Source organism: Streptomyces sp. HUAS YS2 (assembly GCF_033343995.1).
GTDB lineage: Bacteria > Actinomycetota > Actinomycetes > Streptomycetales > Streptomycetaceae > Streptomyces > Streptomyces solicathayae.
Map to the genome: position 1 here is coordinate 2,304,278 of NZ_CP137573.1, position 24,259 is coordinate 2,328,536.

Annotated in this window: 22 protein-coding genes; 4 read left to right on the forward strand and 18 right to left on the reverse strand. The window is 72.0% G+C overall.

Going from position 1 to position 24,259, the window contains the following annotated elements; translation table 11 throughout:
- Positions 1–161 precede the first annotated feature (161 nt).
- The 7 genes from truB to rimP form a co-directional block, all read right to left on the reverse strand.
- The gene (gene truB / locus R2D22_RS10280) at positions 162–1,064 is read right to left on the reverse strand and encodes a tRNA pseudouridine(55) synthase TruB (protein WP_318102789.1); all 903 of its coding nucleotides are present in this window, start codon (positions 1,062–1,064) and stop codon (positions 162–164) included.
- Positions 1,061–1,513, reverse strand: coding sequence for a 30S ribosome-binding factor RbfA (rbfA, locus tag R2D22_RS10285; RefSeq protein ID WP_318102790.1), 453 nt, complete (start codon positions 1,511–1,513; stop codon positions 1,061–1,063). Before rbfA ends, truB begins: the two co-directional genes overlap by 4 nt.
- A gap of 29 nt (positions 1,514–1,542) precedes the next feature.
- Positions 1,543–1,836, reverse strand: a complete 294-nt coding sequence (locus tag R2D22_RS10290) for a DUF503 domain-containing protein (RefSeq protein ID WP_318102791.1) — start codon at positions 1,834–1,836, stop codon at positions 1,543–1,545.
- A 189-nt stretch (positions 1,837–2,025) separates the two neighbouring features.
- Positions 2,026–5,109 (reverse strand): translation initiation factor IF-2, encoded by a 3,084-nt coding sequence (gene infB / locus R2D22_RS10295; RefSeq protein ID WP_318102792.1) that lies wholly within the window; start codon positions 5,107–5,109, stop codon positions 2,026–2,028.
- Between the two features lie 145 nt (positions 5,110–5,254).
- Entirely contained in the window at positions 5,255–5,524 is a 270-nt protein-coding gene (locus R2D22_RS10300) for a YlxR family protein (RefSeq protein ID WP_318102793.1), read from the reverse strand.
- 132 nt (positions 5,525–5,656) lie between these two features.
- A complete protein-coding gene (gene nusA, locus R2D22_RS10305; RefSeq protein WP_318102794.1) occupies positions 5,657–6,649 on the reverse strand; it encodes a transcription termination factor NusA in 993 nt (330 codons plus the stop codon).
- Between the two features lie 2 nt (positions 6,650–6,651).
- Positions 6,652–7,149 carry a ribosome maturation factor RimP gene (gene rimP, locus R2D22_RS10310; RefSeq protein WP_318102795.1) on the reverse strand — a complete coding sequence of 166 codons (498 nt, stop codon included), beginning with the start codon at positions 7,147–7,149 and terminating at the stop codon, positions 6,652–6,654.
- A gap of 166 nt (positions 7,150–7,315) precedes the next feature.
- Between rimP and R2D22_RS10315 the strand changes: the two genes are divergently transcribed.
- The 4 genes from R2D22_RS10315 to R2D22_RS10330 all read left to right on the forward strand — a co-directional run bounded on the left by R2D22_RS10315 (position 7,316) and on the right by R2D22_RS10330 (position 10,239).
- Positions 7,316–7,894, forward strand: coding sequence for a hypothetical protein (locus tag R2D22_RS10315; protein ID WP_318102796.1), 579 nt, complete (start codon positions 7,316–7,318; stop codon positions 7,892–7,894).
- Positions 7,891–8,307: a ferritin-like domain-containing protein gene (locus tag R2D22_RS10320; RefSeq protein ID WP_318102797.1), complete on the forward strand. Its 417-nt coding sequence runs from the start codon at positions 7,891–7,893 to the stop codon at positions 8,305–8,307. Before R2D22_RS10315 ends, R2D22_RS10320 begins: the two co-directional genes overlap by 4 nt.
- Positions 8,308–8,335: 28 nt before the next feature.
- Positions 8,336–9,235, forward strand: a complete 900-nt coding sequence (locus R2D22_RS10325; RefSeq protein WP_318102798.1) for an aminoglycoside phosphotransferase family protein — start codon at positions 8,336–8,338, stop codon at positions 9,233–9,235.
- A 65-nt stretch (positions 9,236–9,300) separates the two neighbouring features.
- Positions 9,301–10,239, forward strand: coding sequence for a slipin family protein (locus tag R2D22_RS10330; RefSeq protein ID WP_318109680.1), 939 nt, complete (start codon positions 9,301–9,303; stop codon positions 10,237–10,239).
- A 64-nt stretch (positions 10,240–10,303) separates the two neighbouring features.
- On the opposite strand, the gene R2D22_RS10335 is transcribed toward R2D22_RS10330, so the two are convergent.
- From R2D22_RS10335 to R2D22_RS10390, 11 genes are all read right to left on the reverse strand, one after another.
- Complete coding sequence (locus tag R2D22_RS10335) at positions 10,304–12,004, reverse strand: proline--tRNA ligase (RefSeq protein ID WP_318109682.1); 1,701 nt, start codon at positions 12,002–12,004, stop codon at positions 10,304–10,306.
- Positions 12,005–12,075: 71 nt separating this feature from the next.
- Entirely contained in the window at positions 12,076–12,621 is a 546-nt protein-coding gene (locus R2D22_RS36115) for a GNAT family N-acetyltransferase (protein ID WP_362737592.1), read from the reverse strand.
- 20 nt (positions 12,622–12,641) lie between these two features.
- Positions 12,642–13,487: a GNAT family N-acetyltransferase gene (locus R2D22_RS10350; protein ID WP_318102799.1), complete on the reverse strand. Its 846-nt coding sequence runs from the start codon at positions 13,485–13,487 to the stop codon at positions 12,642–12,644.
- 153 nt (positions 13,488–13,640) lie between these two features.
- Positions 13,641–14,798 (reverse strand): flavodoxin-dependent (E)-4-hydroxy-3-methylbut-2-enyl-diphosphate synthase, encoded by a 1,158-nt coding sequence (gene ispG, locus R2D22_RS10355; RefSeq protein ID WP_318102800.1) that lies wholly within the window; start codon positions 14,796–14,798, stop codon positions 13,641–13,643.
- 140 nt (positions 14,799–14,938) lie between these two features.
- A complete protein-coding gene (locus R2D22_RS10360) occupies positions 14,939–16,252 on the reverse strand; it encodes a M50 family metallopeptidase (protein ID WP_318102801.1) in 1,314 nt (437 codons plus the stop codon).
- A complete protein-coding gene (dxr, locus tag R2D22_RS10365) occupies positions 16,249–17,550 on the reverse strand; it encodes a 1-deoxy-D-xylulose-5-phosphate reductoisomerase (protein WP_318102802.1) in 1,302 nt (433 codons plus the stop codon). The genes R2D22_RS10360 and dxr overlap by 4 nt, the downstream gene beginning before the upstream one ends.
- A gap of 50 nt (positions 17,551–17,600) precedes the next feature.
- Positions 17,601–18,359 (reverse strand): hypothetical protein, encoded by a 759-nt coding sequence (locus R2D22_RS10370; protein ID WP_318102803.1) that lies wholly within the window; start codon positions 18,357–18,359, stop codon positions 17,601–17,603.
- 60 nt (positions 18,360–18,419) lie between these two features.
- Positions 18,420–19,670: a 3-phosphoshikimate 1-carboxyvinyltransferase gene (aroA, locus tag R2D22_RS10375; protein ID WP_318102804.1), complete on the reverse strand. Its 1,251-nt coding sequence runs from the start codon at positions 19,668–19,670 to the stop codon at positions 18,420–18,422.
- Positions 19,671–20,060: 390 nt separating this feature from the next.
- Positions 20,061–21,986, reverse strand: a complete 1,926-nt coding sequence (locus tag R2D22_RS10380) for an acyl-CoA dehydrogenase family protein (RefSeq protein ID WP_318102805.1) — start codon at positions 21,984–21,986, stop codon at positions 20,061–20,063.
- Positions 21,987–22,119: 133 nt separating this feature from the next.
- Positions 22,120–22,524, reverse strand: coding sequence for a hypothetical protein (locus R2D22_RS10385; RefSeq protein ID WP_318102806.1), 405 nt, complete (start codon positions 22,522–22,524; stop codon positions 22,120–22,122).
- Positions 22,525–22,723: 199 nt separating this feature from the next.
- Positions 22,724–24,169 (reverse strand): aldehyde dehydrogenase family protein, encoded by a 1,446-nt coding sequence (locus tag R2D22_RS10390; RefSeq protein ID WP_318102807.1) that lies wholly within the window; start codon positions 24,167–24,169, stop codon positions 22,724–22,726.
- Positions 24,170–24,259 lie beyond the last annotated feature (90 nt).

Sequence of the window (24,259 nt, forward strand, 5' to 3'; positions counted from 1 at the left end):
CGCCCGGCCGAACGCGCCCCCGCGCGCTCCCCTTTTTCACTCCGAGCGCCTGCCCGAAGGGGTGAAGGGACGGGTGGGCGCGGACAGACACTCCCCGGAGGGGGATCGTGGAGCGGGCACGCGCGCGTGCCCGCTCCACGATGACGAACCAGGCGGGCGGATCAGCCGAAGACCGCCAGGCTCTTCGCCCGGCCCTTGTGGTTCTCCACGAGCGCGAGCAGCTTGTCGCCCGGTCCGAAGACCGCGACCGGCCCCGGCCCGGTCTCCGGCATGTCCAGGCGGACGCCGTTGAGCAGCAGGCGGGCCCGCTTCTCGTCCACGTCCCAGCGCTCGAACGCCGCCTCGGCCGCCTCGGCGACCGGCATGACCGTCAGCTCCTCCTGGAGCTGGTCGAGCGTGCGCGCGGAGTCCAGCTTGTACGGGCCGACCCGGGTGCGCCGCAGCGCCGTCAGGTGGCCGCCCACGCCGAGCCCGGCGCCCAGGTCACGGGCGAGGGCGCGGATGTACGTACCGGACGAGCAGACGACGGAGACGACGAGGTCGACGACGGGCGTGCCGTCCTCGGCGACGGCCTCGCGGACGTCGTACACCGTGAACTGCGACACGGTGACCGGCCGGGCCGGGATCTCGAACTCCTCGCCGCCGCGCACCCGCGCGTACGACCGCTTGCCGTCGATCTTGATCGCGGAGACCTTCGACGGCACCTGCATGATGGCGCCGGTCAGCTCCGCCACGCCGGCGTCGATGCCCTCCCGGGTCACCTTCGAGGCGTCGACGGACGCGGTGATCTCGCCCTCGGCGTCGTCCGTGATCGTGGTCTGCCCGAGCCGGATCGTGCCGAGGTACTCCTTCTCGGTCAGCGCGAGGTGACCGAGGAGCTTGGTGGCCCGCTCGACGCCGAGGACCAGCACGCCGGTCGCCATCGGGTCGAGGGTTCCGGCGTGGCCGACGCGGCGGGTCCGGGCGATCCCGCGCATCTTGGCCACGACGTCGTGCGAAGTGAAGCCCGACGGCTTGTCGACGATGACAAGCCCGTCGGGCGTCTTCTTGTGCTGCTGGCTCATTCGGCGGTGGTGCCCTCTTCGTCCTCGTCGCCGGGCTTGCGGTACGGGTCCGCCTCGCCGGCGTACGTGGCGCCCGAGGACGCCTCGCGCACCTTCTCGTCGGAGGCCCGCGCCTTGTCGAGGAGGTCCTCGATCGTCTTGGCGTTCTCCGGGAGGGCGTCCGCGACGAAGGTCAGCGTCGGGGTGAACTTCGTCCCCGCGGCCCGGCCGACGGCGGAGCGGAGAATGCCCTTGGCGCTCTCCAGTCCGGCGGCGGCGCTGGCCCGGTCCTCGTCGTCGCCGTAGACCGTGTAGAAGACCGTGGCCTCCCGCAGGTCGCCGGTGACGCGGGTGTCCGTGATGGTCACGTGCGTACCCAGGCGCGGGTCCTTGATGCCGCGCTGCAGCTTCTCGGCGACCACCTCCCGGATGAGGTCCGCCAGCTTCTTCGCCCGCGCGTTGTCGGCCACTGGTCCTTCTCCTTCTTTGCCTTGCTCATTCAGTCTTCATCAGTGTGGAGCCGCCGTCGCACCGACAGCAGTTCCACCTCCGGCCGGGCCGCGACCAGCCGCTCGCACCGGTCCAGCACGTCCGACACGAACCCCGCGTCCCCGGCCACCAGCGCGACGCCCAGCCGGGCCCTGCGGTGGAGGTCCTGGTCGCCCACCTCGGCCGCGCTCACGGAGAACTTGCGTTGGAGCTCGGCGACGATGGGCCGGACGAGGGAGCGCTTCTCCTTCAGCGAGCGCACGTCGCCGAGGAGCAGATCGAAGGACAGAGTCCCCACATACATGTATGTCCGGATGTCCCGCCGGTTCGGGGTCAGTGGCCCCGCCAACCGCTTGGCAGGGACACCAGAACCGTACACGCAACGGCCGGGGCCGATCGACGGAAATATCTTCCGCCGATCGGCCCCGTCCCGCCCGCCGCCCGGCCACCACCCCTGGTGGACCGAGCAGAGCTCGGGCTGTGACACCTACCGTCAGGCGCGCGGCTTCTCGCGCATCTCGTAGGTGGCGATGACATCGTCGATCTTGATGTCGTTGTAGTTGCCGAGGTTGATACCGCCCTCGAAGCCCTCGCGGATCTCGGTGACGTCGTCCTTGAAGCGACGCAGACCCGAGATGGTGAGGTTCTCCGCCACGACCTTGCCGTCGCGGATGAGGCGCGCCTTGGTGTTGCGTCGCACCTCGCCCGAGCGGACCAGGACACCGGCGATGTTGCCCAGCTTGGACGAGCGGAAGACCTCGCGGATCTCCGCCGTACCGAGCTCGACCTCTTCGAACTCCGGCTTGAGCAGACCCTTCAGGGCCGCCTCGATCTCCTCGATCGCCTGGTAGATGACCGAGTAGTACCGGACCTCGACGCCCTCGCGCTCGGCCATCTGCGTGGCACGGCCGGCCGCGCGGACGTTGTAGCCGATGACGATCGCGTCGGAGCCCATCGCCAGGTTGATGTCGGACTCCGTGACCTCACCGACGCCGCGGTGCAGGACCCGGATGTCGACCTCATCGCCGACGTCGAGCTGCATGAGCGAGGACTCGAGAGCCTCGACCGCACCGGACGCGTCGCCCTTGATGATGAGGTTGAGCTGCTGGATCTCGCCGGCCGCGAGCACCTTGTCGAGGTCCTCGATGGACACCCGGCGGGTGCGCTTGGCGAAGGCCGCGTTGCGCTCGCGCGCCGCACGCTTCTCGGCGATCTGGCGGGCCGTACGGTCCTCGTCGACAACCAGGAGGTTGTCGCCGGCACCCGGCACGTTGGTGAGACCGAGCACCAGGACGGGAGTCGACGGGGTCGCCTCCTCGACGTTGTTGCCCTTGTCGTCGAGCATCGCCCGGACACGGCCGTACGCGTCGCCGACCACCACGGTGTCGCCGATGCGCAGCGTTCCGCGCTGGACCAGGACGGTCGAGACGGCACCACGACCGCGGTCGAGGTGGGACTCGATCGCGATGCCCTGCGCGTCCTGCTCCGGGTTGGCCCGCAGGTCGAGCGAGGCGTCGGCGGTGAGGACGACGGCCTCCAGCAGGGAGTCGATGTGCAGACCCTGCTTGGCGGAGATGTCGACGAACATCGTGTCGCCGCCGTACTCCTCGGCCACCAGACCGAACTCGGTCAGCTGACCGCGGACCTTGGTCGGGTCGGCACCCTCGACGTCGATCTTGTTGACCGCGACCACGATCGGCACGTCGGCCGCCTTGGCGTGGTTCAGCGCCTCGATCGTCTGAGGCATCACACCGTCGTTGGCCGCCACCACGAGGATCGCGATGTCGGTCGACTTGGCGCCACGGGCACGCATGGCGGTGAACGCCTCGTGACCCGGGGTGTCGATGAAGGTGATCTTGCGCTCTTCACCGTTGACCTCGGTGCCGACCTGGTAGGCGCCGATGTGCTGGGTGATGCCACCGGCCTCGCCCGCGACGACGTTCGTCTTGCGGATCGCGTCGAGAAGTCGGGTCTTACCGTGGTCGACGTGACCCATGACGGTGACGACCGGCGGACGGGAGACCAGAGCCTCTTCGCCGCCCTCGTCCTCGCCGAACTCGATGTCGAAGGACTCGAGGAGCTCGCGGTCCTCCTCCTCCGGCGAGACGATCTGAACGGTGTAGTTCATCTCCTCGCCGAGCATCGTCAGCGTGTCGTCGGAGACGGACTGCGTGGCCGTGACCATCTCGCCGAGGTTCATCATCACCGCGACGAGCGACGCCGGGTTGGCGCCGATCTTCTCGGCGAAGTCGGTGAGGGACGCACCGCGCGACAGGCGAATGGCTTCGCCGTTGCCGCGAGGCAGCATCACGCCGCCCACGGACGGGGCCTGCATGGCCTCGTACTCCTGGCGCCTCTGCCGCTTCGACTTGCGACCGCGACGCGCGGGACCGCCGGGACGACCGAAGGCGCCCTGCGTGCCACCACGACCGCCCGGACCACCGGGACGACCGCCGAAGCCGCCGGGACGACCGCCGAAGCCGCCGCCACCGCCGCCGGGGCCACCCGGACGACCGCCGCCGCCACCACCGGGACCGCCGGGACGACCGGCGAAGCCGCCGCCACCGCCGCCGGGACCGCCCGGACGACCGGCGAAGCCGGGACGACCGCCGCCGCCACCGGGACCGCCGGGACGACCGCCGCCGCCACCCGGACCACGGCCACCGGGGCCGCCGCCGGGACGCGGGCCGGCAGCCGGACGCTGCGGCATCATGCCCGGGTTCGGACGGTTACCGCCGGGCGCGCCGCCCGGACGGGGAGCCTGCGGACGCGGCATGCCACCGGGGGTGGGACGCGCGCCGCCCTGGCCCTGCGGGCGCGGAGCGCCGCCGGGACCACCCTGCGGACGCGGGGCGCCCGGAGCGGCGCCGGGGCCGCCGGGACGCGGGGCGCCGCCGCCGGGACGGGGCGCCTGCGGGCGCGCCATGCCGGTGGAGCCGCCGGAGGTGAAGGGGTTGTTGCCCGGACGCGGACCGGCCGGACGACCGCCCGGACGCGGGGCGCCCTGGCCCTGCGGACGCGGGGCACCCTGGCCCTGCGGACGCGGCGCCTGACCCGGACGGGCACCGCCCGCGGGACGGGGTCCCGGGGCCGCGCCACCGGGACGCTGACCGGCGGCGGGAGCCGACGGAGGCGCGGTGAACTCGGGGGTGGCCGGAGCCGGGGTGACCGGCTTGGGCGCGGGCTTCGGGCCCGGGCGCGGGCCCGAGGCGGCCGGAGCCGGAGAGGGGGTGCTGCTCGCGGGCGCGGCCGGGGTGACCGGGGCCGCGGGCGCGGCGGGGGCCGGCTTGGGGGCCGGGGCGCCGGGCTTGGGGGCAGCGGGACGAGCCGCCTGCGCCGGGGAGGGCGCGGCGGGCTTGGGGGACGGCGCGGCCTTGCGGGGCGCGCCGGGCTTCGCTGCGGTCTTGCCGGCGGAGCCGGGACCCTGCAGCGCGTCAGTCAACTTGCGCACAACCGGCGCCTCGATCGTCGAGGACGCAGATCGGACGAATTCACCGAGTTCTTGGAGCTTGGCCATGACGACCTTGCTCTCCACACCGAACTCCTTGGCGAGTTCGTATACCCGGACCTTAGCCACTTCGCTCCTTTTAGGTCCGGTTACCGCCGGACCGTCGCTACTTCATGGGCGTACTCATCGCGTACTCATCGAGTGCTCATCGCAATCTCGACCTACTTCCAACTCGCGAGGTACCTGACCGCACGGGGTTCCGTGCTGTACTTCCTTACTGGTTCAACCGCTCTGCCAGCTCCGCCGTGTCCAGCGGACCCGGGACCTTGAAGGCCCGTGGGAGCGCCCGGCGGCGGACCGCCAGGTCGAGACAGACCGAGGCGGGATGCAGATACGCACCCCGGCCGGGCAGCGTACCGCGATGATCGGGGACGCAGACGCCCTCGATCGCCACGATGCGCAGCAGATCGCTCTTGGCCGCTCGCTCCCGGCATCCCACACAGGTTCTTTCAGGGCACGCGCGGGCATGCGTCCGGCCAGACACGATTAAGTCTACCTCCCCGTACCGACCTCACCTGTTTGGGGCAAAAATCGAACGGTCGTTTGTCGTGATCTCGCCGTAGCAGAACGTCACCACGGCGAGATCCATTCCCGCGACCCGAAGCCGCAGTCCGCCCTACTCGGCGGCCTGCTGCTCCGTGTCCGGACGGATGTCGATGCGCCAGCCGGTCAGCCGGGCGGCGAGGCGGGCGTTCTGGCCCTCCTTGCCGATGGCCAGCGACAGCTGGTAGTCGGGCACGGTCACCCGGGCGGACCGGGCGGCCAGGTCGACGACCTCGACCTTGGAGACCCGGGCCGGGGACAGCGCGTTGGCCACCATCTCCGCCGGGTCGTCGGACCAGTCGACGATGTCGATCTTCTCGCCGAGCAGCTCGGCCATCACGTTGCGGACCCGGCTGCCCATCGGGCCGATGCAGGCGCCCTTGGCGTTCAGGCCCGGACGGGTGGCGCGGACCGCGATCTTGGTGCGGTGGCCGGCCTCACGGGCGATGGCCGAGATCTCCACCGAGCCGTCCGCGATCTCCGGCACCTCCAGGGCGAAGAGCTTCTTCACCAGATTGGGGTGGGTGCGCGAAAGAGTGACGGACGGACCGCGCACGCCCTTCGCCACGCGGACGACGTACGTGCGCAGGCGCAGGCCGTGCGTGTAGTCCTCGCCCGGCACCTGCTCCTGCACCGGAAGGATGGCTTCCAGCTTGTCGTCCAGCTTGACGAGGACGTTCTTCGGGTCCTTGCCCTGCTGCACCTGGCCGGCCACGATGTCGCCCTCACGGCGGGCGTACTCGCCGAAGGTGACGTCGTTCTCGGCGTCCCGCAGTCGCTGCTGGATGACCTGGCGGGCGGTGCTCGCCGCGATCCGGCCGAAGTCCGACGGGGTGTCGTCGAAGTCCTTGGGCTCCTGGCCCTCCTCCAGCTCGGAGGGGTCTTCCTTCGCCCACACCGTCACGTGGCCGGTCTGCCGGTTCAGCTCCACGCGGGCGTGGCGACGGGCGTCGGGGGTGCGGTGGTAGGCGATGAGGAGGGCCGACTCGATCGCCTCGACCAGCATCTCGAAGGAGATCTCCTTCTCCTGTGCCAAGCCCTTCAGGAGCTTCACGTCGATGTCCACGGCTACGCCTCCTCTTCCTTCTTGTCCTTGCGGTTGAACTCGATCTCCACGCGCGCCTTGACGATGTCGGCGAACTCGATCCGGCGGGCGGTGGGCTTGCGCCCCTTCACGCCCGGCACCTCGACGTCGAGGCCGTCGTCGTCCACGGTGAGGATCCGGGCGACCAGCTCCCCGCCCTCGCGCAGCTGCAGCCTGGCCAGCCGGCCGGTGGCGCGCACGTAGTGGCGGGCTTGCGACAGCGGGCGCTCCGCGCCCGGGGAGGTCACCTCGAGGTTGTACTCGCCCTCGCCCATCAGGTCCGTCTCGTCGAGCTTCGTCGAGATGGCGCGGCTGAGTTCGGCGCAGGCGTCCAGATCCACGCCCTCGTCGGAGTCGACGATGATCCGCAGCATTCCGCGGCGGCCCGCCCGGGACACCTCGATCTCCTCGAGTTCCAGGTCCTTCGCGAGGACGAGCGGCTCGACGAGCTCGCGCAGCCTGTCGCTCTGGGTGGTGCTCATCCGGGTGACTCCTCGGCCGCGTGTGCTGTTGTGGGATCGTCGCGTGTCAGACCAAAGGGTATCCGGTCCCGAGGGGTGTTGCCGTCCACCGGCGCCCGGGCCGCGGGTACGCTCGCCTGCGGTGATCTTCGACCGGCGGGACGCCGTCAGACCGAGGGAGAGACGCGTGGGGCGCACGGGGACGATCGGCAGGCGTGCGCTCCTGGCGGCCGGAGCGGTGACGCTCGCAGGCTGCTCCGCCCCGGCCGGCGGCGGGGCCAAGGCCCCCTCCGCGGCCGAACGGGCGGCGCGGGCCGAGCTGGCGCTGCGGCATTCGGCGGTGGCGGCGAGCACCGGCCTCCTGGAGCGTTACGACGCCACCCGCGTGGCGCATCCCGCGCTGGCGGCCCGGCTGACACCGCTGCGCACCTCGGTCGCGGCGCACGCGGCAGCCCTCGGAGAGGGCCTCCCGGCGCCCTCGGCGAAGGCGTCGGAGCCCTCGAAGCCGTCGGACGAGCCGTCCGCCGCGCCGTCCGGGAGGCCCTCGCCCGCTTCCGCCACCAGGGTGACCGCCCCGGTCGCCGCCGACCCCGCGGTCGCGCTGAAGGACCTCGCTGCCGCGGCCCGGCGCACCGCCGACGCCCACGCGGCGGCGCTCCTCGACGCCCCGCCCGAGTACGCCCGGCTGCTCGCCTCCGTCGCGGCGGCCGCCGCGGCGCACGCCTACCTACTGACCGCGCCCGCCCCGGCAAGGAGCCCCCGATGACCGCCCTCGACGCCGCCCGGGCCGCGCTGGCCGCGGAGCACGCCGCCGTGTACGGGTACGGGGTCGTCGGCGGCCGGATCGGCGAGGCCCGGCGGGCCGAGGCCACCGCCGCGTACGACGCGCACCGCGCCCGGCGGGACGCGCTGGGCCGGACGGTGAAGGACCTCGGCGGCGCGCCGGTGGCCGCGGCCGCCGGGTACGCGCTGCCGTTCCCGGTGCCGGACGCCGCCGCGGCCGGACGCCTGGCCGCCGAGTTGGAGGACGGGGTGGCCGGCGCGTACTCCGACCTGGTGCGCGCCGCGGACGGGCCGCTGCGCGCGGAGGCGGCGACGGCGCTGCGCGAGGCGGCGGTACGGGCCGCCCGCTGGCGCGGCGGCGACGTAACCTTTCCTGGGCTCGCCGAGCGGGCCTGATCCGGACAGCGAAGGAAACAAGGCACGTATGGGTTTCGAACCGCCGCAGCGACTGGTGCGGGCTCTCGACGAGACGTACGGGGAAGCTGCCGCGGCCGAGTGGACCGGGAAGCTCCCGGAGCTCGCCCAGGACACGCTGGAGCACGCCGGGCTCGACACCGAGCGGGTCATGGCCCCCGGCGGGCGGAGCAGCCTCGTCGTCCTCGTACGGCAACCGGACGGCGAGCCGGCCGCGCTCAAGATCGCACCGGTCCTCGCCCGTCCGGACCTGGAGCGGGACGCGCTCGCGCACTGGAACGGCTGGGGCGCGGTCCGGCTGCTCGGCGAGACGGAGGAGGGTGCGCTGCTCCTGGAGCGGCTGCACCCCGAGGTGTCGCTGCGCTCCCTGCCGGACGCGAAGGCGCTGCTCGAGGCGGCCGGAGTGGTGCGGAAACTGTGGGTCGAGCCGGCCGACGGGCACGGCTTCGAGTCGGTGGCCGAGCGGACGGCCCGGCAGGCGGTCGCGATGGAGGTGCTGCGCGGTGACGCAGCGGCGGCCGAGCTGTTGCCCGTCGCGCTCGCGGCACGGGAGGAGCTGGTCGCCCGGTCCCCCGAGACCCTGCTGCTGCACGGCTGCTTCCGGCAGGGCAAGGTCCTCGCCGGGGACCGCGCGCCCTGGCTGGCCGTCGGGCCCGAGCCGCTGGTCGGTGAGCGCGCCTACGACCTGGCGCGACTGGTCCGGGACCGGGTGGAGGACCTGGTGGCCTCCTCCGCGGGGGCGTCGGCGGCCCGGCGACGGGTGAACAAGCTGGCGGACTCGCTGGAGATCGACCGGGACCGGCTGCGCGGCTGGACGCTGTTCCGCGCGGTGGAGTCGGCCGCGCGGGCGCTGGCGGCGGGCCGCCGACAGGATGCGGAGCTGCTTCTGGAGTTCGCGGGCTGGCTGTAGGGGAATACCCCATTTGTCACACTGGAATTTCAGTGACGTCGTTCGGCTCGGAACTGGGGGCCGTGATGATCGAAGACCTGTTGTTGGCATTGGCGGGCGCGGCCGTGGCGGCCGGGGTGTACACGGCGGCGGCCGCGCGCGTGGTGAAGCAGTACGAACGGGGCGTGGTGTTCCGCCTCGGGCGGCTGCTCAGCGACGTGCGACAGCCCGGCTTCACCCTGATCGTTCCGGTGATCGACCGGCTGCACAAGGTGAACCTGCAGATCGTGACGATGCCGGTGCCGGCTCAGGAGGGCATCACCCGGGACAACGTGACGGTGCGCGTGGACGCGGTCGTGTACTTCAAGGTCGTGGACGCGCAGGACGCGCTGGTGCGCGTCGAGGACTACCGGTTCGCGGTCTCGCAGATGGCGCAGACCTCGCTGCGGTCGATCATCGGCAAGAGCGAGCTGGACGATCTGCTCTCCAACCGGGAGAAGCTGAACGAGGGCCTTGAGCTGATGCTCGACAGCCCGGCCATGGGCTGGGGCGTCTCCATCGACCGCGTCGAGATCAAGGACGTGTCGCTGCCGGAGACGATGAAACGGTCGATGGCCCGGCAGGCGGAGGCGGACCGTGAGCGGCGGGCGCGGGTGATCAACGCGGACGCGGAGCTGCAGGCCTCGAAGAAGCTGGCGGAGGCGGCCCACCAGATGGCGGACGCGCCGTCGGCGCTGCAGCTGCGGCTGCTGCAGACGGTGATGGCGGTGGCGGCGGAGAAGAACTCGACGCTGGTGCTGCCGATCCCGGTGGAGCTGCTGCGCTTCCTGGAGCGCGGCGGCACGGCCGCGCCCGCGCCTGCGGCGGCGCAGAAGCCCATGACGCCACAGGAGCCCCTCCCGGGCCTGGAGCCCCCACCCGCGCCGAGCCCCGCGTACCTGCGGGGCGCGGCGGACGCGGTGGAGGCGATCGAGGATCTGGCGGGCGCGCCGGTGGAACCGGCTCCCCAGGAGGAGACCACCTGACACCGCGACGGCCGCCGCCCCGGGAACGGTTCCGTTCCAGGGACGGCGGCCGACGGCCGATACGTCAGGCCGTCAGGCGGGCGATCGCCTCGTCGACCGTGAGCTCCTCGCGCTCGCCCGTGCGGCGGTCCTTCAGCTCCACGACGCCCTCGCCCGAGCGGCGACCGGCGACGAGGATCTTCGGAACGCCGATGAGCTCCGCGTCGGTGAACTTCACGCCCGGAGAGACGCCCGCGCGGTCGTCGACCAGCACGCGCAAACCGGCCGCGGACAGCTTGTCGGAGACCTCGAGGGCCAGCTCCGTCTGGAGCGCCTTGCCCGCCGCGACGACGTGGACGTCGGCCGGGGCGACCTCGGCGGGCCAGCACAGGCCCTTCTCGTCCGCGGACTGCTCGGCGAGCGCCGCGACCGCGCGCGAGACGCCGATGCCGTACGAGCCCATGGTCACGCGGACCGGCTTGCCGTTCTGGCCGAGCACGTCGAGCTTGAGGGCGTCGGCGTACTTGCGGCCCAGCTGGAAGATGTGGCCGATCTCGATCGCGCGGTCCAGCTTCAGGCCGGTGCCGCACTTGGGGCACGGGTCGCCCTCCTGGACGACCACGACGTCGACGTACTCGTCGACCTCGAAGTCGCGGCCCGCGACGACGTTCTTCGCGTGCATGCCCTCCTTGTTGGCGCCCGTGATCCAGGAGGTGCCGGGAGCCACGCGCGGGTCGGCGAGGTACTTCACCTTGTCCAGGCCCTGCGGCCCGACGTAGCCGCGCACCAGGTCGCCGCGCTCGGCGAAGTCCGCCTCGGTGACCATCTCGACGGTGGCCGGCGCGAAGTGCGCCTCGACCTTGCCGAGGTCGACCTCGCGGTCGCCGGGCACGCCCACGGCGACGATCTCGCCGTCGACCTTCACCAGGAGGTTCTTCAGCGTGGCGGAGGCCGGGACGCCGAGGGAGGCGGCGAGGGTCTCGATGGTGGGGGTGTCCGGGGTGGGGATCTCCTCGGCCGCCGCGACTGCGGAGCCGTCGACGGACTTCAGCTCGTAGGCGACCGCCTCGGTGTTGGCCGCGAAGTCACAGTTGGGGCAGTCGGCGAAGGTGTCCTCGCCGGCCTCGGCGGGCGCGAGGAACTCCTCGGACTTCGAGCCGCCCATGGCGCCGGCGGTGGCGGCGACGATGCGGTAGTCGAGGCCGAGGCGCTCGAAGATCCGCCGGTACGCCTCGCGGTGCAGGTTGTAGGACTGGGTGAGGCCCTCGTCCTCGGTGTCGAAGGAGTACGAGTCCTTCATCTGGAACTCGCGGCCGCGCAGGATGCCGGCGCGGGGGCGGGCCTCGTCGCGGAACTTCGTCTGGATCTGGTACAGGATGACCGGCAGGTCCTTGTAGGACGAGCACTGGTCCTTGACCAGCAGGGTGAAGATCTCCTCGTGGGTCGGGCCGAGGAGGTAGTCGCCGCCCTTGCGGTCCTGCAGGCGGAAGAGCTCGGCACCGTACTCGTCCCAGCGGCCGGTCGCCTCGTAGGGCTCGCGCGGCAGGAGGGCGGGGAGCAGCACCTCCTGGGCGCCGATGGCGTCCATCTCCTCGCGGACGATGCGCTCGACGTTGGAGAAGACCTTCTTGCCGAGGGGCAGCCAGCTCCAGATGCCGGCGGCGGTGCGGCGGACGTAGCCGGCGCGGACGAGGAGCTTGTGGCTGAGGACCTCGGCGTCCGCCGGGTCGTCGCGCAGCGTCTTCGCCATCAACTGGGACATGCGCTGGACCGGTGCGTTGGCCATGGTTCTCGTACTCCTGCCGGACTTTTGGGTGATGGCCCTGAGGTTAGCCGGGCTTGCCCGGCTCGGAGAAATCAGTTCCGGCGCAGCAGCGGCAGCGGGGCGCCCATCACCGCGTACGGCCGGGCCGCCGACGGGAAGTGGACCTTGCGGGCGAGGTCGGTGTAGCCGAGGCTGCGGTACAGGCCGCGCGCGGGGCTCTCGGTGTCGATGGCGGAGAGGATCGAGCGGGGCTGTTCGGCCCGGTCGGTGATGGTGGTGATCAGGGTCCGTCCGATGCCTCGGCCCTGGTACGCGGGGTGGACGTGGAGTTCGGTGATGACGAAGGACTCGTCGAGCCAGCCCTCGTACCCGTTGGCCCGCAGGTACGGTTCGACGACGGTGGACCACCAGTGGGTGCGGTCGTTGGGCATCCCGTAGACGAAGCCGGCGAGCCGTCCGTCGGGGGTGGTCGCGCCGTACGCGCACGCGCCGGGGTTCTGCAGGTGGCGCAGCACGATGTGGCGTCGTACGACGATCTCGTCCTCGCTCAGCCCGAAGGCCAGGGCCTGGACGGCGAGGGCCTCGTCCACCCGCGCGGCGAGATCGACCGGTCCGATCGTGACATCAGCGTCATCCATGCGCGCACGATACAAGCGCGTCAGAACAGCACGCTCATGAAGGCGCCGACCTCGCGGAAGCCGACGCGGCGGTACGCGGCCCGGGCCGGGGTGTTGTAGTCGTTCACGTACAGACTGACGACGGGGGCGACGTCGGCGAGGGCGTAGCGCAGGACGGCGGCCATGCCGGTCTCGGACAGGCCGCGGCCGCGGTGTTCGGGGGCGACCCAGACGCCCTGGATCTGGCAGGCCTGGCGGGTCGCGGCACCGATCTCGGCCTTGAAGACGACCTTGCCGTCCTCGAAGCGGGCGAAGGAGCGGCCCGCTCCGACGAGTTCGGCGACGCGGGCCTGGTAGAGCAGTCCGCCGTCGCCGGCCATCGGCGAGATGCCGACCTCCTCGGTGAACATGGCCACGCAGGCGGGCATGATCGCGTCCATCTCGTCCTTGCGGACCCGGCGGACGTAGGGGTCGGCGTCGACGGTCGCCGAGGGCTGCTCGGTGACCATCAGCGGCTGGTGGGCGCGGACGTCCCTGGCCGGGCCCCAACTGGGCTCCAGGAGCCGCCAGAGCCGGGCGGTCGGTTCGGAGGGGCCGACGATGGAGGAGCAGCGGCGGCCGATCCGGCGGGCGCGGTCGGCGAAGGCGCGGACCGCCTCGGGAGTGGCGCAGATGGGGACGAGGTTGGCGCCTGAGTAGCACAGGGAGCGCAGCCGGCCGTCGGCGTACCAGCCCCACATCTCGCCGCCGAGCCGCCAGGGGTCGAGGCCGGCGGCCTGGACGCGGGCGGTGACGAAGGCGTTCTCGACCGGCGCGCTCTCCAGAACGGCGAGGGCGGCACCGAGGTCGGCGGGTTCGAGGACCCGGATGGTGGTCTGCGTCAACACGAGGGCCGCTCCAGCACTCCTTCGCGGCAACGACAGGATGTCGGCCTGCTGATCTGCTGAACTCTACCCGGAGTGCCGGGGCGGCACCGCTCCTGACGGACAGGGCCCGTCCCCCGGTGGGGGACGGGCCCTGGTGCCGTACGGGGCCGCGGCTCAGCCGACGGTGACGACCTCGGGCTCGCCCGACATGACGCCGTCCTTCTCCATCTGCTCGGCGATCTTCAGCGCCTCCTCGATGAGGGTCTCGACGATCTTCGACTCGGGGACGGTCTTGATGACCTCGCCCTTGACGAAGATCTGGCCCTTGCCGTTGCCGGAGGCGACGCCGAGGTCGGCCTCGCGGGCCTCGCCGGGGCCGTTGACGACGCAGCCCATGACGGCGACGCGCAGCGGGACCTCCATGCCCTCCAGGCCGGCGGTGACCTCTTCGGCGAGCTTGTACACGTCGACCTGGGCGCGGCCGCAGGACGGGCAGGACACGATCTCCAGGCGGCGCTGGCGCAGGTTCAGCGACTCCAGGATCTGGATGCCGACCTTGATCTCCTCGGCCGGCGGGGCCGAGAGGGAGACGCGGATGGTGTCGCCGATGCCCTCGGAGAGCAGGGCGCCGAAGGCCACGGCGGACTTGATGGTGCCCTGGAAGGCGGGGCCGGCCTCGGTGACGCCGAGGTGCAGCGGGTAGTCGCACTGGGCGGCGAGCTGGCGGTAGGCGTTGACCATCACGACCGGGTCGTTGTGCTTGACCGAGATCTTGATGTCGCGGAAGCCGTGCTCCTCGAAGAGGGACGCCTCCCAGAGGGCGGACTCGACGAGCGCCTCGGGGGTGGCCTTGCCGTACTTCGCGAGCAGGCGGGCGTCGAGCGAGCCGGCGTTGACGCCGATCCGGATCGGGGTGCCGGCCGCGGAGGCCGCCTTGGCGATCTCCTTGACCTTGTCGTCGAACTGCTTGATGTTGCCGGGGTTGACGCGGACCGCCGCGCAGCCGGCGTCGATCGCCGCGAAGACGTACTTCGGCTGGAAGTGGATGTCGGCGATCACCGGGATCTGCGACTTCTTCGCGATGGTGGCGAGCGCGTCGGCGTCGTCCTGCGTGGGACAGGCGACCCGGACGATCTGGCAGCCGGAGGCGGTGAGCTCGGCGATCTGCTGGAGCGTCGCACCGATGTCGGAGGTGCGGGTCGTCGTCATCGACTGCACCGAGACGGGCGCGTCGCCGCCGACGGCCACGGACCCGACCTGGATCTTCCGGCTCACCCGGCGCTCGGCGAGCTTGGTCGGAACGGACGGCATACCGAGAGAAATCGCGGTCATCAGCTGTGCAACCCCAAGTGTGGCCAGGTGTGGATCGAGGTCCCGTACGGCGGCGGGCTCCGGCCTCCGAGGTTACAGCCCCGGGGGCGGGCGGCCGGACACCACGGGGTGTCCGGCCGCCCCCTTGCGCGCGGTCGGCGCTACGTGATCTTGACCGGATTGACGACGTCGGCGACGAGCACCAGCAGCGTGAAGCAGACGAAGACGCCCGCGACCACGTACGCGACCGGCATCAGCTTCGCGACGTCGAACGGGCCCGGGTCGGGCCGCTTGAACAGCCGCGCGGTGTGCCGGCGGATGGACTCCCACAGGGCGCCGGCGATGTGGCCGCCGTCGAGCGGGAGCAGCGGCAGCATGTTGAACAGGAACAGCGAGATGTTGAACATCACCAGGACGGACAGCATCATCGACAGGATCCGCTCGGGCGGGGCCTCCACGGCCATGATCTCGCCGGAGATCCTGGCCGCGCCGACCACGCCCACCGGGGAGTCCTGCTTGCGCTCGCCGTCGCCGAAGGCCGCGTCCCACAGGTCGGGGATCTTGCCCGGCAGGGCGATCACCGACTGCACGCCCGACTGCATGAGGTCGGTCATCCGGTCCACGGACTGGCCGAAGGTGAGCGGCAGGACCTCGGTCTGGGACTGGAAGCCCAGGTAGCCGGCCTTGACCGTGGTCAGCGGCTGGACGACCTTGCCGTCCTCGTCCTTCTTCAGCACCTTGTTCTCGATGAGCGTCGGGTGCAGGTCGAGCTGCTTGCCGGCCCGCTCGACGGTGAGGGTGGCGGGGCCGATGGTGTCGCGGATGCGGTCCGAGAGGGTGTTCCAGTCCTCGACGGGCTGCCCGTTGAACGCGACGATCTTGTCGCCCTTGAGCAGCCCGGCCGCGTGCGCGGGCGAGACCGGGTCGGTCGTGGCGCACTGCTCGCGCTGCTTGCCCTTCGGGCTCTGCTCGATCACGCACTTCTGGACGCCGCCGACCTTGGTCGTCTGCGTCTCGTAGCCGAGGATCATCGAGCTGCCGAAGAAGACCACGGCGGCCAGGATCAGGTTCATGAACGGGCCGGCGAACATCACGATCACGCGCTTCCACGGCTTGCGCGTGTAGAAGAGCCGGTCCTCGTCGCCGGGCTGGAGCTCCTCGAAGGAGGCCTCTCGCGCGTCCTCGATCATGCTGCGCCAGGGTGAGGTGGAACGGGCCTCGATCCGGCCGTCCTTGCCGGGCGGGAACATGCCGATCATGCGGATGTAGCCGCCGGCCGGGATGGCCTTGAAGCCGTACTCCGTCTCGCCCTTCTTCCGCGACCAGACGGTCGGGCCGAAGCCGACCATGTACTGCGGCACCCGGATGCCGAACAGCTTGGCCGTGGAGAGGTGGCCCAGCTCGTGCCACGCGATGGAGATGAGCAGCCCCAACGCGAACAGCACGATGCCGAGGACCGTGAGGAGTGTGGTCATGCGCGCGCCTCCACGCTGGACTTCGCCGCCAGTTCCCGGGCCCGGGCACGGGCCCAGGTCTCCGCTTCGAGGACGTCCGAGACCGTCAGGGAGGTTCCCGTGGGGGTTCCGCTCCGCTTCGCTCCGCCTTCGGCCGTGCTTTTTCTGTTCTCAGAAGTGCCGAAGCGCTCCGCGACGACGGCCGTGACCGTGTCCATGATCCCGTTGAACGGCAGCCGGCCGTCCAGGAACGCGGCCACGCACTCCTCGTTCGCGGCATTGAACACCGCCGGGGCCGTGCCGCCCAGCTCGCCCACGTGTCGGGCGAGTCCGACGGACGGGAACGCCTCGGTGTCGAGCGGGAAGAACTCCCAGGTCGATGCCTTGGACCAGTCGAAGGCGGGGGCCGCGTCCGGCACCCGTTCGGGCCAGCCGATGCCGATGGCGATCGGGCCGCGCATGTCCGGCGGGGTGGCCTGGGCGAGCGTGGAGCCGTCGGTGAACTCGACCATGGAGTGCACGTACGACTGCGGGTGGACGACGACCTCGATGCGGTCGAAGGGGATGTCGTAGAGGAGGTGCGCCTCGATGACCTCCAGGCCCTTGTTCACCAGGGTGGCGCTGTTCACCGTGATCACCGGGCCCATCGCCCAGGTCGGGTGGGCCAGCGCGTCCTCGCGCGTGACGTTCGCCAGCTCCGCGCGGGTACGGCCGCGGAACGGGCCGCCGGAGGCGGTGACGACGAGCTTGCGGACGTCGGCGCGGGTGCCGGCGGCGAGCGCCTGGAACAGGGCGGCGTGCTCGGAGTCGACCGGGATGATCTGGCCGGGCTTCGCCAGCGCCTTGACCAGCGGGCCGCCGACGATCAGCGACTCCTTGTTGGCCAGGGCGAGGGTGCGGCCCGCCTCCAGGGCGGCGAGCGTCGGCGCGAGGCCGATGGAGCCGGTGATGCCGTTGAGGACGGTGTGGCAGGGGGACGCGGCGAGCTGGGTGGCTGCGTCCGGGCCGGCCAGGATCTCCGGGAGGGGCTCCGAGCCGTACTGCCGCCCCAGCGCCTCCTTCAGCTCCGGCACCGCCTCCTCGCGGGCGACGGCCACCGTGTCGACCCCCAGCCGGTGCGCCTGCTCGGCGAGGAGCGCGACCCGGCCGCCGGACGCCGCGAGCGCGGTGACGCGGAAGCGGTCGGGGTTGCGCAGGACGAGGTCGACGGCCTGGGTGCCGATGGACCCGGTGGCGCCGAGGACGACGATGTCCCGGCGGCCTTCGGACGGGTCGAAGGCGGTGTGCGGGTCCGCGAGAGGTGAGGGGCGATCGCTCATGCCCCCCATTCTTGCCGCATCCACGGACCGCTCGTGCCCCAGGTCGTGCCTCAGGTCCGGGCCGCCCCCCGGAACTTCTTCCACTGGGCGTCGATCACCTCGGCCGGCACGCCCCCGATGTCCTTGGTGTCGGTGATGTCGGCCCGGAAGGCGAGGGTGGTGGTGCCCGCACGGACGACGGTGAGGTACTCGTACAGCGTCAGCGCGCCCTTGACGTCGAGGATCGTGAACCGGAACGCCACCGCCTCGTCGCCGATCTTCGGGGCGGGCAGCGTCTCGACCTTCAGGTACTTCGCCTGCGCGACCGCCCGCTGCTCGACGAACCCGGCGGCGCACTGCTTCCCGGCGGTGTTCAGGTTCTTCAGGACGGTCTTCGCGCCGTCCGCCCCGTACGCGCGGAGGGTGACGGCGACGGTGGTGCCGACCGTCTCCTCCGGGATGTCGGCCTTGCGGTGCACCTCGGCGGCCGGGTCGGGGTCCGCGACGTCCTCGGCGAGGCTGACCAGCGGCTGGCAGACGGCCGGATCGGCGGTGTACGCCTCGCCCAGGGGCGCGCCGAGGGTGTAGTCGGAGACCGTGTACTTCCCGGCCTTCTCACCGTCCGTGAGGGCGGCGGCCTTGAGCTGCGCCTCGGTGAGCGCGCCGGCGGTGGGGACGGGCGAGGTGGAGGCGGGGGCGGAGGGGGATGCCTCCGGCCTCGGCTTGTCGTCGCTCTCCGGCGTGCTGCTGCAGCCGGTCAGCAGCACCCCCGTGAGGGCGGCGGCCGCCCCTGCCTTCCGAAGTCCCGTGCTCTTCCCCGTGCCGAACATGCCCAGCCCCTATCGGTGATGATCGTGAACCCGCCCGATTATCGGCGGTCGGCGCGGCGCTCAGACAGCGGCCCTGCGGAACTCCTCGAAGACGTGGTGGAACTCGGGGAAGGTCTTGCGGACGCAGCCGGGGTCGTCGAAGGAGATTCCGGGGGTGCGCAGGGCGGTCACCGCGAAGGACATGACGATGCGGTGGTCGCCGTGCGTGGCGATCTCGGCCGGGCCCGTCGGCGTGCCGGGCTGGATCTCGATCCAGTCGGGGCCGGTGCGCACGGTGATGCCCAGGCGGCGGAGGTTCTCGGCGCAGGCGTCGAGCCGGTCGCACTCCTTGACGCGGGTGTTCGCGACGTCCTCGATGCGGACCGGGCCGTCGGTGAAGGGCGCGAGGGCGGCGAGGGTCGGCATGGTGTCGGAGATGTCGCGCATGTTGACGGTCAGTCCGCGCAGGGTCCCGGTGCCGGTGACGGTGGTGCCCTCGGCGGTGACGGACACGTCGGCGCCCATGCGGCGCAGGACGTCGACGAAGGCGAGGTCGCCCTGGAGGGCGCCGGTGCCGAGGCCGGGGACGGTGACGGAGCGGCCGGCGTCGAGGGCGGCGGCGGCGAAGAAGTAGCTGGAGGTGGAGGCGTCGGGCTCGACGGCGTAGGTCGTGGCCGTGTAGCCGGTCGGCTCGACGGTGTACGTGCGGCCCGCGGGCCCGTCCTCGCGGGTCACCCGGGCGCCGAAGGCCCGCATCATCGCGAGGGTGATCTCGACGTACGGCTCCGACACCAGGTCGGTGACGGTGATCGCGAGCCCCTCGGCGGTCAGCGGGCCGAGCATCAGCAGCGCGGTGAGGTACTGGGACGACTCGCCGGCGTCGAGGGTGAGCGGCCCGCCCTTGATGCCGCGGGCGGTGACGGTGAGCGGGTGGTGGCCCTCCTGCGCCTCGTGCCGGAGGTCGACGCCGAGGGTGCGCAGGGCGGTGGTGAGCGGGCCGAGGGGACGGCGGCGCATCTGCGCGGAGGCGTCGAAGCGGTACGTGCCGTGGCCGGCGGCGACGAGCGCCGGCAGGAACCGGGCGGTGGTGGCGCCGTCGCGGCAGTACACCTCGGCGGTGTCGTGGGCGGGTCCCTCGGGCCGCCCGGTGATGTGCCAGGCACCGGGCTCCTGCCGCACCTCGTAGCCGAGGGCCTTCAACCCCTCGGCGAAGCCCTCGCTGTCGTCGGAACGCAGCGGCTTGAGGAGCGTGGTGGTCCCGCGGGCGGCGGCGGCGAGGAAGAGCGCGCGGGCGGTGACGGACTTGGAGCCGGGGATGTCGATGACGGTCACGCGAGCCATCCTGCCGGTCGGCGCGCCCCGGCGGTCGCCCGTTCCGTCATCCGAAACGGGACGAAGGCCGTCCCGCCCCTCCCCCGCAGTTGTGGGCAATCGTTCCGCAGGGCGGAACCGGTGGGCACAACGGAACGGCGCCCTTGGCGGGCGCCTCCGCCTCATGCTCGTACCCGCACCCCGTGGGCGCCGTGCCTTGCAAGCGCGCCGCGCCCGGGGTGCGGGCAGGAGCATGTGCGGAACGCGCCCGCAGGGGCGCCGTCCCGTGTGCCCACCCTCCCCCCAAGCTCTCGGCTTCGCTCGAGCAGGGGGGACCCCCATCGCCCCTGCGGGACGATTGCCCACACGGCGGCGGGGGGCAGCGCCACACGGGGTGGGGTGCCCACACCGCTACGGGATCTTGCGGTGGGCGTTCTGTTCGGTGGTGGGGCCCGGGGTCGCGTCGGCGATCCAGGGGGCCGTGCCGGAGGGGTCGATGATGCCCGCTTCCAGCCACTCGTACGCGCCGTCCAGGACGCCCTCCACGATGCGTCGGTCGACATCGTCCGTGTTGGACCAGAGGCGGCCGAACAGCTCCTCCACCCGCAGCCGGGACTGTCGGCAGAACGCGTCCGCGAGCCGGTACGACTCGCGGCCGTGGTCGCCGGCCTCCCGCAGGTGCGCGGCCCGTACGCACGCCGCGCTCATGGCGAACAGCTCCGCGCCGATGTCGACGATCCGGCCGAGGAACGCCTGCTTGGTCTCCATCCGGCCCTGCCACCGCGACATCGCGTAGAACGTCGAGCGGGCGAGCTTGCGCGAGGTCCGCTCCACGTACCGGACGTGCGTCGCGAGTTCGCCGAACTCCGCGTACGCGCCCGGCACCTGGCCCGGTCCGGCGACCAGCTTCGGCAGCCAGCGGGCGTAGAAGCCGCCCGCCCTTGCCCCGGCCCGCGCCTTGTCGGAGAGGGACTTGTCGGGGTCGATGATGTCGCCGGCGACGGCAAGGTGCGCGTCCACGGCCTCGCGGGCGATCAGCAGGTGCATGATCTCCGTGGAGCCCTCGAAGATCCGGTTGATCCGCAGGTCGCGCAGCAACTGCTCGGCGGGGACGGCACGTTCGCCGCGCGCGGCAAGCGACGCGGCGGTCTCGTAGCCACGCCCGCCGCGGATCTGGACCAGTTCGTCGGCCATCAGCCAGGCCATTTCGGAGCCGTACAGCTTGGCGAGCGCCGCCTCGATGCGGATGTCGTTGCGGTCCTCGTCGGCCATCTGGGAGGCCAGGTCGACCATCGCCTCCAGGGCGAAGGTGGTGGCCGCGATGAAGGAGATCTTCGTGCCGACGGCCTCGTGCCTCGCGACCGGCCTGCCCCACTGCTCGCGGACCGCCGACCACTCGCGGGCGATCTTCAGGCACCACTTGCCCGCGCCGACGCAGGCGGCGGGCAGCGAGAGCCGGCCGGTGTTGAGGGTGGTGAGCGCGATCTTGAGGCCGGCGCCCTCGGGGCCGATCCGGTTCGCCGCGGGCACCCGGACGGCGTGGAAGCGGGTGACGCCGTTCTCCAGGCCGCGCAGGCCCATGAAGGCGTTGCGGTGCTCGACGGTGATGCCGGGCGAGTCGGCCTCGACGACGAAGGCGGTGATGCCGCCGCGGTGGCCCTCGGACTTCGGGACGCGGGCCATGACGACGAGCAGGTCGGCGACGACGCCGTTGGTGGTCCACAGCTTCACGCCGTCGACGACGTACGTGTCGTCGCCGTCCGGCACCGCGGTGGTGGCGAGCCGGGCCGGGTCGGAGCCGACGTCCGGCTCGGTGAGCAGGAAGGCCGAGATGTCCGTACGGGCCAGCCGGGGCAGGAACGCGTCCTTCTGCTCCTGCGTGCCGAAGAGCTTCAGCGGCTGCGGTACGCCGATCGACTGATGCGCGGAGAGCATCGCGCCCAGCGCGGGGCTGACGGAGCCGACGAGTGCCAGCGCCTTGTTGTAGTACACCTGGGTGAGGCCGAGCCCGCCGTACTTGGGGTCGATCTTCATGCCGAGCGCGCCCAGCTCCTTGAGGCCGGTGACGACCTCGTCGGGGACGCGGGCCTCGCGCTCGATGCGCACGCCGTCGACGCGGGTCTCGCAGAACTCGCGGAGCCTCGCGAGGAAGGCCTCGCCACGCCGGACGTCCTCGTCCGCGGGCAGCGGGTGCGGGTGGACGAGGTCCAGCCGGAACCGGCCGAGGAAGAGTTCCTTGGCGAAACTGGGTTTGCGCCAGTCCTGCTCGCGCGCCGCCTCGGCGACCTGTCGCGCTTCTCTTTCGGTGACCTTGGGCCGCTGGGTGGGTGCGGTCATGAGGAGCTCACCTCGCCGCTCGTCGGGGGCTTGTGGCTACTCGACCGTAGTACCCGATTTCCGGTGGTTCGGAAAGACGGGAGGACGGCCGGGAGCCCCCGGGCGGCGGTCCGATGCGGTTCCTCCGGTGGCGCTACTTCCACTCCCACAGCTTGGCGGTGGCCTTGCCGTCGGCGGTCACATGGAACTCGTAGACACCGGCGACACCGTTGAGCCGGCTGAAGCGGTCGGCGGTGGTCTCGAAGTAGAGGGCGCCGCGCCAGTCGACCGCGCCGGTGTCGTCGAAGGTGCCGACGCCGGAGCCGTGCCAGGTGACGGTCTCGCCCTCCTTGGTCATGGTGAAGCCCTGTCCTTCGCCCCAGAGGGTGCCGTCGGCGCGCAGGACGGATTCGTACGTGCCCAGGTCCTCGATCTCGACTCCCAGCATGGTGCCGGTCGCCTGGAAGGAGGCCTCGATGACGGGGTGACCGCCGTCGGTGGACAGCACCCGCATCCCTGTGGTCTGGCCCTGTTCCTCGCCTATCAGGTCGCCGAGCATGATGGAACTCCTCTCCGACTCGGCGGATTTCCCCCTCTCTTCTTCCGGACTACGCCGGACGGGGGATGCCGTCAACCGGAGGGCGGGCACGCGAAGACCGAGCGGAAACGAGGACGGCCGGAGCCCCCGCACAGTGGGCTCCGGCCGTCGGTCTCGGTGCGTACGGGCGTACGTGTCGGCGTACGCCCGTACCGCGCTGCTAGAGCGCCAGGCCCGTGAGGACCAGGACGCGCTCGTAGGTGTAGTCGTCCATCGCGTACTTGACGCCCTCGCGGCCGACGCCGGACTTCTTGGCGCCTCCGTACGGCATCTGGTCGGCGCGGTAGGACGGGACGTCGCCGATGATCACGCCGCCGACCTCCAGGGCGCGGTGGGCGCGGAAGGCGGTCTGCAGGTCGTGGGTGAAGACGCCGGCCTGGAGGCCGAAGTCCGAGTCGTTGACCGCGGCGAACGCCTCGGCCTCGCCGTCCACCTTGGCGACGGTCAGCACCGGGCCGAAGACCTCGGCGCGGGCCAGGGTGACGTCGGCGGGCAGCTCGGTGAGGACGGTCGGGGCGTACGAGGCGCCCTCGCGCTTGCCGCCGGCGAGCAGCTTGGCGCCGGCCGCGACGGCCTCGTCGACCCAGGACTCGACGCGCTTGGCGGCGTTCTCGTCGACCAGCGGGCCGACGTCGGTGGCGTCGTCCGTCGGGTCGCCGGTGACCTGCGCCTCGACGGCGGCGACGATCTTCGGCAGCAGCCGGTCGTACACGGCGGCGTCGGCGATCACGCGCTGCACGGAGATGCAGGACTGGCCGCCCTGGTAGTTGGAGAAGGTGGCGATGCGGGTCGCCGCCCAGTCCAGGTCGGCCTCGGAGGCCCAGTCGCCGAGGACGACGGCGGCGGCGTTGCCGCCGAGCTCCAGGGTGCAGTGCTTGTGCGGCACGGACTCCTGGATGGCGTAGCCGACCTTGTCGGAGCCGGTGAAGGAGATGACCGGGAGGCGCTCGTCCTGGACGAGGGCGGGCATCCGGTCGTTCGGCACGGTCAGGACGGACCAGGAACCGGCCGGCAGGTCGGTCTCGGCCAGGATCTCGCCCAGGACGAGGGAGGAGATCGGGGTGGCCGGGGCCGGCTTGAGGATGATCGGGGCACCGACGGCGATGGCCGGGGCGACCTTGTGGGCGCTCAGGTTGAGCGGGAAGTTGAACGGCGCGATGCCGAGCACGACGCCCTTGGGGATGCGGCGGGTGAGGGCGAGCCGGCCGACGCCGCCGGCGTCGGTGTCCAGGCGCTGGGCCTCGCCGCTGTTGAAGCGGCGGGCCTCCTCGGCGGCCCAGCGGAACACGGAGACGGCACGGCCGACCTCGCCGCGGGCCCACTTGATGGGCTTGCCGTTCTCGGCGGAGATCAGCTGGGCGATCTCCTCGGTGCGCTCGGCGAGACGCTTCGCGACGTGGTCGAGGGCGGCGGCGCGGACGTGGGCCGGCGTGGCGGCGAACTCGTCCACGACGGCGTGGGCCGCGGCGACGGCCTCCTCGACCTGGGCCTCGGTGGGCACGCTGACCTTGCCGACGAGACGGCCGTCCCAGGAGGACGTGACGTCGAAGGTCGTCTCGCCGGTGGCCTCGCGGCCGGCGAGCCAGAAGGCGTGGGTGGCAGTCATTTGCGTGCCCGGCCCTTTCGTGTGCGGTCGTCGCGGAGTGGTGCTCGCGCTTGTCTTGGCTTCACGTTAGGGCCGGGCGGCCGGATGAGC